9 protein-coding genes and 1 riboswitch are annotated in these 12,220 nt (G+C 57.0%); of the genes, 4 read left to right on the forward strand and 5 right to left on the reverse strand.

The window, feature by feature from the left end; genetic code table 11:
- Positions 1-45 precede the first annotated feature (45 nt).
- Together AC06G8_RS02540 and AC06G8_RS02545 are read left to right on the forward strand one after the other, a co-directional pair.
- Complete coding sequence (locus AC06G8_RS02540) at positions 46-582, forward strand: hypothetical protein (RefSeq protein ID WP_480284326.1); 537 nt, start codon at positions 46-48, stop codon at positions 580-582.
- Complete coding sequence (locus AC06G8_RS02545) at positions 579-1,139, forward strand: hypothetical protein (protein ID WP_447663654.1); 561 nt, start codon at positions 579-581, stop codon at positions 1,137-1,139. Before AC06G8_RS02540 ends, AC06G8_RS02545 begins: the two co-directional genes overlap by 4 nt.
- A 341-nt stretch (positions 1,140-1,480) precedes the next feature.
- Here AC06G8_RS02545 and AC06G8_RS02550 read toward each other — a convergent pair whose 3' ends face one another.
- From AC06G8_RS02550 to argS, 5 genes are all read right to left on the reverse strand, one after another.
- Positions 1,481-3,703: an LTA synthase family protein gene (locus AC06G8_RS02550; RefSeq protein ID WP_480284327.1), complete on the reverse strand. Its 2,223-nt coding sequence runs from the start codon at positions 3,701-3,703 to the stop codon at positions 1,481-1,483.
- A 211-nt stretch (positions 3,704-3,914) separates the two neighbouring features.
- Positions 3,915-6,011: an S-layer homology domain-containing protein gene (locus AC06G8_RS02555; RefSeq protein WP_480285372.1), complete on the reverse strand. Its 2,097-nt coding sequence runs from the start codon at positions 6,009-6,011 to the stop codon at positions 3,915-3,917.
- Between the two features lie 305 nt (positions 6,012-6,316).
- Positions 6,317-6,515, reverse strand: a riboswitch (cobalamin riboswitch).
- A gap of 24 nt (positions 6,516-6,539) precedes the next feature.
- Complete coding sequence (locus tag AC06G8_RS02560) at positions 6,540-6,980, reverse strand: type II toxin-antitoxin system death-on-curing family toxin (RefSeq protein WP_480284328.1); 441 nt, start codon at positions 6,978-6,980, stop codon at positions 6,540-6,542.
- The gene (locus AC06G8_RS02565) at positions 6,977-7,114 is read right to left on the reverse strand and encodes a hypothetical protein (protein WP_447663660.1); all 138 of its coding nucleotides are present in this window, start codon (positions 7,112-7,114) and stop codon (positions 6,977-6,979) included. The genes AC06G8_RS02560 and AC06G8_RS02565 overlap by 4 nt, the downstream gene beginning before the upstream one ends.
- A gap of 270 nt (positions 7,115-7,384) precedes the next feature.
- On the reverse strand, positions 7,385-9,235 hold the full coding sequence (gene argS, locus AC06G8_RS02570) for an arginine--tRNA ligase (RefSeq protein WP_480284329.1): 1,851 nt from the start codon (positions 9,233-9,235) through the stop codon (positions 7,385-7,387).
- A gap of 417 nt (positions 9,236-9,652) precedes the next feature.
- Here argS and AC06G8_RS02575 point away from each other — a divergent pair, with 417 nt between their 5' ends.
- Both AC06G8_RS02575 and AC06G8_RS02580 read left to right on the forward strand, forming a co-directional pair.
- Positions 9,653-10,864: a hypothetical protein gene (locus tag AC06G8_RS02575; protein ID WP_447663663.1), complete on the forward strand. Its 1,212-nt coding sequence runs from the start codon at positions 9,653-9,655 to the stop codon at positions 10,862-10,864.
- Positions 10,865-10,968: 104 nt separating this feature from the next.
- The gene (locus AC06G8_RS02580; RefSeq protein ID WP_447663665.1) at positions 10,969-12,165 is read left to right on the forward strand and encodes a polymorphic toxin-type HINT domain-containing protein; all 1,197 of its coding nucleotides are present in this window, start codon (positions 10,969-10,971) and stop codon (positions 12,163-12,165) included.
- Positions 12,166-12,220: the final 55 nt, after the last annotated feature.

Here is a 12,220-nt window from a genome sequence, read left to right on the forward strand (position 1 = left end):
TTGCGCTGCGGAGGATCGATCAATTTAGGATTGTAATCGGAAGGAATGGAAGAACCAAGCGAGCCGCCGGAAGGAATGGACAAGCCAAGCGAGTCATCGGAAGAAATGGACAAGCCAAGCGAGTCATCGGAAGAAATGGACAAGCCAAGCGGAGGGATACTTGGCTTCTTTCCTATTTCGCTCCAGCTGGCTTCAGTTCCATATCCTCCTCTGCTCCCATCTTTGCCACAAAAAGGCGCAATTCCGTTTCAATGCTTTCTCGGCTGGGGTAATAGGAAAAACCTGTCGAAAAGCGTTGAGGCCCATAAAACAACTCCATGGAAACATGCGCAGGGCCGTTTAAGATGGCGATTCTGGGATCGGGATCGAACTGGACTGAAATGGACTGGATTGCACTTAAATGGACTGGATTGGACTGAAATGGACTGGATTGGAAGAGACCTTTTGCCGACCCGGAGCAACCCTGCCTCATGCAAATACGTTAATATCGTTAATACCGTATATGCTGGTGGACGAGCGGGTGTCCGGGCCAGCGCCGCCGACAAGCCGGAAACCATTCTGGGTAGGGAGGAAGCGCCGTGAGAGATCAATCGAGATTGATGGGAGTCGGGCTGATCGTGGTCGGCCTGCTGGTCGCTTTGGGCTGCTGGCACTTCAACCACGGAGGCAGCCGCGCGGATGCGGCAGCGGGCTCCGCCATCCCTGTCTCCGTTGCCCAGGATGACTCGCTTCTGGAGAAGCTGGGCATCAAGCTCGAGAATCCGGGCGTCGAGAACAAGGCGCCTCTGAATCTCGTCTCCCAAGGCCGCGCCGTGCAGAATGCCAAATGGGCCTATCCGAATTTGGCCAAGACGGCCTCCTCCATCTCTTGCGTCTATCGTCTGATCAGCAAGCCGGATTTCAACTCCTTCTCTCCAGAGGCTCTAGCGGCCAATCCTGTCCTTCGTGAAACCCGCAAGCTCATGCGCACTCCCGTTTATGTGGTGTGCTTTGAAAGCAGCGTGGCACAAGACGATATTGGCGGCTCCGGCATCGATCCGGCAGCTTCCGGAAGCAAGCATCCAAGTGCTGGCAGCCAGGAGACGAATGTTGTCGTGGACGCGATGACGGGAGTTACTTTGCTGTCGTTCAGTTACTGAAAATGAGGCATGGTTGTTCGAGATAAGTGGCTTGGTATGAGGCCGCTTTTTGATGTTGACGGACATACGATCCGCTATTTCGCTGAAATCATGCCAAATAGGGAATTATCGGACATTGGTTCCGCTATTGACGTTCTACTATCGGAATGACGATGAACTTGGCCGCAATAGCGGAACGTATGTCCGACAGCCGGGCGATATGGAGTATTTTGCTTTAAATAACGGAACGTATGTCCGTTAGAGAACGAGAACAGCGGAATGGCAGTCTGGCTTCACAAAGCTTTGCCTATCGTTGCATACAAAAATGCCCGGCGGAACCGTATCCGCCGGGCATTCGCATTTTACTTGGATTTGCGGGATTCCGCGCCTGCATCTTCGGGCTCGGGATCCTTGTCGTTGGACGGCAGCGAGCGCACGTAGCTGTCCGACATGCGCAGCAGTTGCAGCGCGCGGTCGAATTCGTCGCGTGTCGCGCCATCGCTGCCTTGCTTGGCGCCTGTTCCGGCAGCGTTGCCGAGGCCGGCCGTGCCGCCTGTGCCGGAAGGCTCGCCCGGCTTGCCTGGCTCGGGACTGGCTTCGCCTGCTTTGTCGCTGCCCGAGCTTGCTGCGCCTTGATCGCCGCCGGCATTCCCCGCCGAGCCGCCTGCAGAGCTCAAGCTGCCGGCATTCTCCGCCGGGCCGCCTGCAGAGCTCAAGCCGCCGGCATTCTCCGCCGGGCCGCCTGCAGAGCTCAAGCCGCTGTCGGCGCTCCCCGCCGAGCTGCCTCCATTCAGCCGTGCCGCATTGGCGGAAGCTTCGGCTGAGGTCGGCAGCATGAACCGGCTGCCGTCGCCGAAGCCGGTGCCGGGCACGAAGATTTCGCTATCGTCGATGAAGGAGCCCGACGGGAGGTAGTACCTTTCCGGCAGAAGATTGCTCGGCTGGTTGAACAGATCCTGCCCGAAGTGGAGATGGTTCTCCATCGGCAGGCCGACGAGATTCGCGATTGTCGGGAAGATGTCGCTTTGGCCGCCCACCTGAGTCTGAACGGAGCCCTGAAGCAGGCCTGGAGCCGTTACGATGAGCGGAATATTCATCATTTGGGAGGAATCGTACTTGCGTCCGTCGAGCTTCTCCAGCAGATCGAGGTCGCTATCGGACAGCGAGTAGATCGGCAATCCCATATGGTCGCCATAGATGGCTATGACGCTGTTGTCCCACAAGCCGGCATCCTTCAGCTCCTGGAACAGCTGTCCGAGGGCATAGTCCGTGTAGTTCTGGGCGCGGATGTAATCCCCGACGAAGGAGTCCTTGTACGTGTCGGACAGCTTCAGCTTCACTTTGCGGTCCGGGATGTTGTATGGATGATGCGAGGACATGGAGATGAGCATCGCATAGAATTTCTTGCCCTCGTCGCGCTGCTTGGCCAGTTCCTGCACCGTCTTGGCATACAGCACTTCATCCGAAGCGCCGAACGCGACCTTGTCCTCGCTGCCGAAAAACTCCGTGTCGTAGTAACGGCTGAAGCCAAGCGCCTTGTACAGCTCCTTGCGGTTCCAGAACGCGACATCGTTCGTATGGAACGTCAGCGCTTCATACCCTTGCGCCTGGAATGCTTTCGGCATCGAGGGGAGGGATTTGCCCGCATAGGCTTGAGTCGCAGGCACGCGCAGCGGCACGTAGAAGGAGGTATTGGTCAGGAACTCCGCATCGGAGGTGTTTCCCGAACCGGCCTGCTGATAGAAGCGGGGGAAATACGCGCTCTCTTGGATAAGCTTGTTGAGGTTCGGCGTAATCTCCTTGCCTTCCACGGTTTTATTGAGCAAGAAGTTCTGGAACGCTTCGAGCTGAATGACGATCACATTGCGGCCTTTGGCGGCGCCCGCGTAGAGCGGCTGCTGCGGAGCCGCCACCCCCTTGAGCTTGTTCACGGCCTCCTGCGTGACGGTTGAGGCGGGAACGAGCTTCTCGTTGCCCGCCGTCGCCATCAGGAACACCTCGTAGTTGAGGATGCCCATGCGCTCGTTCTGCACCAGCTCGTTGGAGATGCCGCGGTTGGGCCAGACGATGGCCGTGCATACAGCGAGCATCAGGACGAATCCCGCTGCTGGAATCCAGGAAGGCATCAGCCTGCGGTTGGCCAAGCCGCGCCAGGCGCGGCGGAATTTGCCGCTGAAGCCTAGCAGCAGCCATGCGGCGACAATATCGACGTAGATGAGCAGGAAGTACGGATGGAGCAGCTGGAAGACGCTGCCTTTCACCTCTGTAACCTGCCCGATCTGCATGAGTGCGTGATAAGTGACGATGATGCCGAAATATTTGTAATACATAATGACGGCGAAATAGACGGTCGTCAGCAGCAGGTTGACGATGAGATACGTCATGAGCTTGCGCTTCTTGGCCAGCAGCTCGATCAGGAAATAAGCGGCCCACACCGACGGCAGGCTCGTCAGCAGAGGAAGCCATACATGCTCGCCGCCGTAGATGACGAAGGCGGCCAAGTAAATTTTGAACACAAGAGAGAGCGTAAAGATGACGAAAGGACTGAGCCAGAACGCCTTCCGGCTCCAACGGTAGTTAGCCACGGGAATCTCCTTTGCGCGCCGCCGGGAATGGATGAGAAGGCAGCCGCGTCCGTAATGAAAAATAAGCTTTCTCCATTGTAATTCCCTGGCTTGGCGATTACAAACCGGACGATTTCGCCGCGGCAGGGCTGAGATCAGCGGGATGAGTTTGAATCATGCCGAAAAGGGCCTTCCGGATGGAAGGCCCTTGGAGTCGTTCGTTGAAGCAGCGTTAGTTGGCGGCTTGCGCCAGGCTCTCGTACACGTTCACAATCGCTACCGCCGCCATCTCGCGGGTTGCGGTCGCTTTCGGATTGAAGTTGCCGTCCTTGTCGCCGACCATCAGCTCGGTGCCGTGAACGGCGTTCACGGAAGCAGTTGCGTAAGCGGAGACGGACGAGATGTCCTTGATGCCGCCCGCAGGAGCTGCGGACAGGTCAAGCTTCAAGGCGCGGGCGAAAATGACGGCCATATCCTGGCGGCTGATCGGAGCGTCCGGCTGGAACTTGCCGCCGCCGGTGCCGGTCAGGATGCCGCTGGCGGAAGCCGTGACCACAGCCTGCTCGTACCAGCTGTCAGCCTTCACATCGGTGAAGGCTGCGCCCGCCGACGAAGCCGGCTCCAGGCCGAGCAGACGCACGATCAGCGAAGCGAACTCTGCACGCGTCAGCTTCTGCTTCGGCGCGAATGCAGGAGCCGTGCCGTTGCCGGCGATGCCGCTGATCAGACCGGAAGCATATCCGTCATGGACGGAATTGCGGGCCCATGCCGCGATCTCCTTCTCGTCGGAGAAGAGGGCGGAGGTCGAGCCGACGGTCAGCTTCTGGACATGCTTCAGCACGGAAGGAGCCTTGGCGTCGCTGTAGCCCGTCACCGTCAGGTCATAGCTGCCGGCTGGCATCGCCTGGAAGGTTGCCGTGCCGTATGCATCGGCAGTTGCCGTCACGGAGCCGGCTTTCACGCTCACTCCGGCAGCGGGGGTGACGGTATAGGCGTTGGCGGTGTAATCCCAGGTCTGCCGGCTCACCTGGACGGTGAAGGCTTCGTTGTCGCGCGGCTGGCGCGGGCTGACCGCTGCGGAGCTGATCAGCTGCGTGTTGTCTCCATAAAAGACGGCCAGACGGTCGCCCTTCTGCAGAGCGAAGTCTCCCATGCCGACGGAAGGCGTAATCCAGGCTCCGCCGCGCTGAACGGCGAACAGCCAGCCGTCGTAGCCGCCGAACTTGCCGCCTTCAATGCCGCCGATCGAAGACACGTATTTGCCGAACTGCATCGATTTCACTTCCACAGCCAGCTTGGCGTTCGATGCGGCTTGCGTCAGCGCATCCAGCGCATACACAGCGCGGGTAACGCCGCTTGCCAGCAGCGTGGCGTTCGGGCCTTCCACGCTCACGGTCACGCTTGGAGCGGGCTTGGCGTACAGCCTTCCGGCGCCGTTTTTGAATTTTTCGTAGGCGGCCAAAGCCTGGACGGACTGATAGGCGCCATAAGCATTGGCAGCCAGCGGCAGGGAGTGGGAGAAGCTGCCGTCCGCATTGCGGAACGTGAACAGCTTGTCCAGCAGCCCTTTGCCGTTTTGGACGAAACGGCTGTCCGCAGGGTCGATGCCCGCGGAGGCGAGGCCGATGACGATCTGGGCGATGCTTTCGCTGCTGGATTCGCCGTAGCTCGTGAATCCTCCGTCCTTATCCTGCTGTTTGGCCAGCCAGGAGACGACGCGCTCGCCGGCCTGCTTGGCTTCCGGCTTGTCCAGGTAAGGAGCAAGCGCGGTAAGGGCGGCCCCCGTCAGATCGGGGTTTCCGGATTTTTCGCCGTCGAAAGCGAAGCTTCCGTCCTGCGCCTGATGCTTCAGCACTTCGGCCACAAGGGCTTCGCGCGTCCACTTCGCGGCGGCAGGCACTTCATAAGCGCCGTAATCCAGCGCAAGCAGAGCATAGATCGGACCGTTGACGCCCTGGTTCGTCATGCGGCTGTTGGCGGCGATCCGCTCGATCAGATTGACGCCCTGGAACGAAGAGGCGTCCTCGCCGATCGCGGTCACCGCGATCGCCGTACGCTCCAGGTCCGTGACCTTGGTGAAGCCGGCGGCTTCCGTGCGCACCGTCTTGGCAAGCCCGGCCGCATAGGACGCCGGGAGCTCGAGGCCGGCTTGAGAGGCGGCGATGGCATCCCAATCCGACGCGATCCCGCTTTTGAGCAGCGTCTGGCCGGCTTGGCGCAGGGCGCCTGCAGTATCGGGGGCTGCGGATGCAGGCGCGGCGCCTGCCGGCAGAAGGGAGACGATAAGGGCGAGCATGAGCATCCAGGACAGCGAGGCTCGGGTAAGCATGCGTTTCAAAACGGATCGACCTTCCTTCGGTTAAAATAGTAGCCGCTTCGGGGGGGTTCCGGCACATCGCGGCTTCCCATGCGCCGGAACAGGCGAATCTCGTCCGCTTCGCTTGAGGAGGCGGACACGGAAGCGAAAAAAGATGCAAGCTTGACGGAATTAGCGCCAAAGAAGCCAAGCCTTGGAGCGAAAAGAAAAAAGCCGCCTCGAGGGCGGCGAAAGAGTAACCATAGATGGGCTGCGGAAATAGACCGTATTGGTCGGCCGCAGCTCAGCCGCATCCGCTCTCACCCCCCGAAGAGCATCGATGCGCAGACATTCGGGCAGGTCTCCTGGCTACAGCTTCATCGTCTCGTGCGCGCCTTCCCGCCATAAGGCAGTGGCTGCATGCGCAGAGGCTCGGCATTCACAGTGGCGGGACCGCGCCGGCTTCAACCGGACTTCCCTATTAAGCCTGGCGGAATCGGACATGTCCGCGCAAGCACCCGAATGATTCTGAATATGGAACAATCCCATCTATCATAAGGTTCAGGCCAGAGGTTTGTCCATAGGGGACAGCGACGGCGACGGGGCCTTCAGCGCATGCTCGGCCGGGCAGCGCGCGCGGATCCAAGCTTCGCATTCATCCAGCTCCATCTTCCAGGTCGCGGCCCGGATGGCTGCGTCGACGAGATCGTCTTCATCGATCTCCAGCTCGCAGCCGTTCACGAGCAGGAAGGTGAGCATCGCGTGCATCGCCGTGGCGGCATTGCCCTCTCGAAAAGCGAAGGAGCGGGCCAGTCCATGCCAATAAAGCGCGGCCTGTCGGATCAGGCTGTCGGAATCCGAGGATCCGAAGCTCTCATGAAAGGGGCGATCTATTATTTGAAGCAGGAAGCCGGGATTGCGGAATCCCGGCAAGACGCCGAACGTATCCTGATGAAGCATGTGGATCCCGATCAGCTGGGGAATCGTCAGCTTCGTCGTCATGAGCGATGCGCCAGCTTGCGGAAGGCGATGCGGTGCTTCAGCAGGAGCTGCTTGGCAAGCAGAAGGACGCGCTCGTCCTGCTCCGCCTCAGAAGGCATTTTTTTGTCTGGGGAGATGTTTTTTCGTTCCGGCATGGTGGAATCTAGCTCCTTTCAAGTCAGGGGGACATGTGTTCGTAAACAAATTTTACCATTTTAGTCCATATTAATCAATAGTTAAATTGAACTTTACAGTTAAATTTGTCCCGGTTCCCGATGTCCTTGCCTGAATGGTCGGCAGGAGCGATTTTCCCTTTCCAATGCCGCTGAAGCTTCCCTGCTCCACCCGGGACTTTTTCCCCCGTCCGGCCTTTTTCCCCCGTCCGGCCTTCTTTCCCCACCCGGCCTTCGTTCTCCGCCCGGCTGTCAGATCCTCTCCGGGGTCGGAATGCCCAGCAGATGGAGGCCGTGCTTAAGCACGGAGGCGGCGGCTCCCGTGAGACGGATGCGGGCAAGGCTGGCCCCTTCGTCGGTCCCCAGAATGCGCTCGCTGTTGTAGAACCTGTTGAAGCTCTTCGCCAGATCGAGCAGGTAGCGGGCCAGAACCGACGGCTCGTGCTCGCGCAGAGAACCGCGAATGGCTTCCGCATAGGTGCCGACAGCCATCAGGCAGGCTCTGGCGGCAGGCGCAGATAAAGCCTCCAGCCTCGCGGGGCAGCCGGCCGTCAAGTCCGGCTCCTTGGCGAGCGTGGAGCCGGACGGTCCGGATTGCCCGGCGGGAGCAAGCTCTTGGCTTGCCGCCTTGCGCAGCAGGCTGGCGGCGCGGGCGTACGTGTACTGGAGATAAGGTCCGGTCTCTCCTTCCATGCTGACCATTTCATCCATATTGAAATCGACCTCGAGCATGCGGCGGTTGCGCAGGTCTCCGAAGACGACGGCGCCGATGCCGACCGCCTCCGCAACGGCCTCCTTGTCCGGCAGATCCGGCGTCTTGCTGTCGATGACCGCGAGCGCGCGCTGCGCCGCCTCGTCGAGCACATCCTGCAGGAAGACGACTTTGCCGCGGCGGGTCGACATTTTCTTGCCGTCCATCTTCATCAGGCCGAACGGCGCATGCACGCGCTGCACGTCTTTCCAGGAGCAATCGAGCTTGTCGAGGACCCGGAACACCTGAGTGAAATGAAGGATCTGCTCCGCCCCGACCACGTAAAGCAGCTTGTCGCCCTGCATGGCTTCCCGGCGGTACAGAGCAGTGGCCAGATCGCGCGTGCCGTAGATCGAGGAGCCGTCGGACTTCAGAATGAGGCAGGGGGGCAGGCTCTCCTCATCCAGGCGGACGACGGAAGCTCCGTCGCTCTCCTCCAGCAGTCCGGCCTCCTCGAGCCGGGCGACGGCGGCCTGCAGCTTGTCGTTGTAGAAGCTTTCCCCGAGAATATGATCGAACTCGATTCCTAAGCGGGCGTACAAGCGGTTGAATTCCTTCAAGCTTTCGCGGATAAAGAAGGACCACAGCTCGCGTGCTTCCACGTCTCCCTGCTCCAGGCGGCGGAACCAATCCCGGCCTTCGTCGAGAAGCTCGGGACGGGCATCCGCCTCCTCGTGGAAGCGGACGTAGAGCTGCAGGCTCTCGCCGATGGGGTCGGCTTCCAGCGCTTCGCGGCTGCCCCAATGCTTGTAGGCCGCGATCAGCTTGCCGAACTGCGTGCCCCAGTCTCCGAGATGGTTGACGGTCTCGACCCGCCATCCCGCCGCGCGGTGCAGGTTAGCCAAGGCGCGCCCGATCACCGTCGAGCGCAGATGCCCGATGCTGAACGGCTTGGCGATGTTCGGAGCGGAATAATCGATCACGACCTTCTTGCCTGCTCCGTCGGAGAGCTGGCCGAGCCCGGGCGACTCCGCTTCCCGGAGCAGGGCTTCCATCCAGCCGATGCCTTCGGCGCGCAGGTTCAAGTAGCCGCCGGCGGCATCGGCATGCCAATGAATGATGGGCGCATCGCCGGTTTCGGACGCAAGGGCGCCGGCATCTGATTTCCATCCAGCATCATCCGGCATTACCGCCGGCGCGGGATCATCGGTCTCGCCGTTAAGCCGGCGGGCGAGCTCCTCCGCGATCGCCGCTGGGGAGCGGCGCAGCTCCTTGGCCAGCGGGAAGCAGGGCAATGACAGATCGCCCATTTCTTCATTGGGCGGGTATTCCAGCCGTGATGCGATTTCCTCCTGACTCAGCCCCGTCAGCGGGGCAAGCAGCGCAGCGGCGGATCTTTTCAGCAATGTCATCGTCTATGTCCTCCTTATTGGATTATGCGCGCGAGAACGGCAAAAAGCCCCCGTCTCAAAAGAGACGGAGGCCTTGTCGGATCCGCGGTGCCACTCTTGTCGGCCTCCTGTAGGCAGGACACGCTCCCGGTCGGAGAGCATGGACCTGCAGGCAGGAGGCAACTCGGCAGGGTATCGGCCAGTCCGGGCGCGCCTACGCGTCCGCCGCAAGGCGGAGTTCGGGCACCAGCTCGCGGGACCGTTTCCCCGGCCTGCCGCAGCCGGTTCCCACCCTCCCGGCTCTCTGCATGCAGGCGCGGCCGGGTACTTCCCCGTTCATCGCTTGTCGCAATTAAATTTTTCCCAGTATAGCGGATGGTGGGGGGATGCGCAAGATTTTTTGTATATGGACAGAACATTGCCAACTTTGGTGCAACGGTGTCCAACACAGAAAGTACCACGGTATATGATTACCGGAAAATATTTAGCGAATCCACCCCGTCGGTCTTTTATGGAAATAGCATTACGACCTCCGCCGATGATGAGCGCACCACCACTACCTTTAAATATGATGAAGCTCGAAAAATAACTGAACCTATTGAAACGACTCAAGTGACCACCAAAGGTTATCAGTCTTCTTCTCCTGTTGTCACCTCGAGAAGCTTTGATGATTATGGGAACATCGTCACGAGCACAGATGCTCTTGGAAGCACGACCCGATATGCGTATGATGATGGCCTTCATTTATTGAAAACCGTCACTCAGCAAACCGATTCAAGGCAAAGCTTGATTACAGAAATTGACCGAAATGATAAAGGAACCATCACGGAAGTGCGATCCAAAAATCAAGATGGAGCTTTATTAACCAGAACCCAGTACGGGGGCATCGACAGTTTTGGAAACATAGGTAAACTGATTATTAGCGATGATACGAAGGACACGGTCTACCAAAACGAATATGGATATAACAACGGATTCCTGACGAAACAAACGGTTCAGGTGAAGAATGCCAAAGACGTTGTGGAGACCATTGAAACGAAAGCGGACTATGACCCGCAAAGCGGAAGAATGGTCTCGTATACCGATGGGAACGGTTATCAGACAAAGTATAACTATGATGTGCTTGGCCGCCTTACTCTTGTTATTTATCCAGATAATGCCGCTGCTTCAGTGGATTACAATGATGCTGCTAATCAGGCCACTCTGTCGGATGAAACAGGGGTAAGCCAAGTGGTGAAGTGGGATTCCATTGGACAGAAAATTGAAGAAGGAATCCAGGATGGCACGTATCGTGTAACGCAAAAGAGTGGTTACGATGGACTTGGACGAGTGAAATGGATTGAAGATGCAAACGCAAAACAAACCGTCTACAACTACGATAAATTGGGTCGTGTGATTCAAGTCGATTATCCGAACGGCGGCGGCACCTCTAAAATAAGCTATGATGCCATAAACCGGACACAGATTAAAACCGATGCTACAAACGTTCAGATACGTGAAACCTATAATGCTGGCGGCCAGATCGTAGGCATGGAAGTTAATCGTGGGAACGGATTCGAAAAAGCAAGTTCTTCTTCCTACGACTATGCAGGAAATGTGCTAACTACTATTATGATGAGAATCAAATTATTGCTGAAGTCAGCCGCGTAAATGGAGTCGACTCGGCCCCTGTGCAGTATATTCGTGGAAACGAACTCATTGCAAGGCAAGACTCCCAAGGGAAATCTTACTATCTACTGAATGGACACGGAGATGTGACGGAGCTTAGAGATAGTACGGGGAACACCAGTCAAAACCAGTATCAGTACGATATTTGGGGCGGACTCATCTCCAGTAAAGAAACGAAATCAAATCCATTCCTGTATTCTGGTGAATACTGGGATTCCAGTGCTGGGTTACAGTATCTGAGGGCACGCTGGTATGATCCGAGCGTGGGGAGATTTATTAATGAGGATCCCTATCAAGGGAAAATAATCAATCCGTTAAGTCTTAATTTGTATACGTACGTAGAGAATAATCCACTTACTCGCGTGGATCCTTCAGGGCATGTGTTTGAGACTTTATTGGATGTCGCTAGTATTGGTTGGAGCGCATATTCTCTTTATAAAGATCCAAGTTGGTCTAATACGGGGTATTTGGCTTGGGATGTAACGGCAGCGCTCGTACCATTCGTACCCGGATCTTATGTTGCAAAAGCGGGAGAAATAGCGGTAAGTGCTGTTAAAAACGAGAAAAAAGTTGTCGAAGCAGTAACAACTGTAAAAAACGCATGTCACTGTTTTGTAGCTGGGACTAAGGTGCTGACAGACGAAGGGGAGAAACCTATCGAGGAAATCGAGGTAGGTGACAAAGTACTAGCCAAAGACGATGAGACAGGCGAGATGGCTTACAAGGAAGTCGAATGGCTCTTCCAACGTGATGTTAAGGAAACGTATAATATTACTGTTGGCGGCGAGGTCATTACAACTACCGATGAGCATCCGTTTTGGATTATCGGCAAAGGTTGGGTGGAATCCAAGAACCTTGTGGTGGGCGATGTTCTGACAACCTCCGATGGCAAAGAATTAGCTATTGAGAAGATTGAGGTTAAGCAGGGGCATGCTACGGTTTACAATTTCAAGGTGAAGGATTTCCATACGTATTTTGTCTCAAACCTTGGTATTTGGACTCATAATGCTTGTAGTACACCTAATACAACCACGAAATGGGATATTAAAACAAATGCGAAAGCAGAGTTGACTTATAATTTCCACGGACAAAAAGTGAAAGCCTATCAAGACAGTAATGGGTACTGGTGGGCGAAAGATACAACTGGTCATGGTTGCTCTGCTTACAAGGTTTTTGAAAAGAAAGGTAAAGAACTCCATTGGAAGGCAGATGCAGATGAGTACGGCAACTGGATTACAGATAAGCACAAGAGTCAGACTGGTACTGTAATCAAACTGAATTAATGCATTTGGTGGAGGGAGGGGGAATCTCCCCCCCCTTCCGTCATACACATATCAT

Source organism: Paenibacillus sp. SJS-P3, from assembly GCF_056711585.1.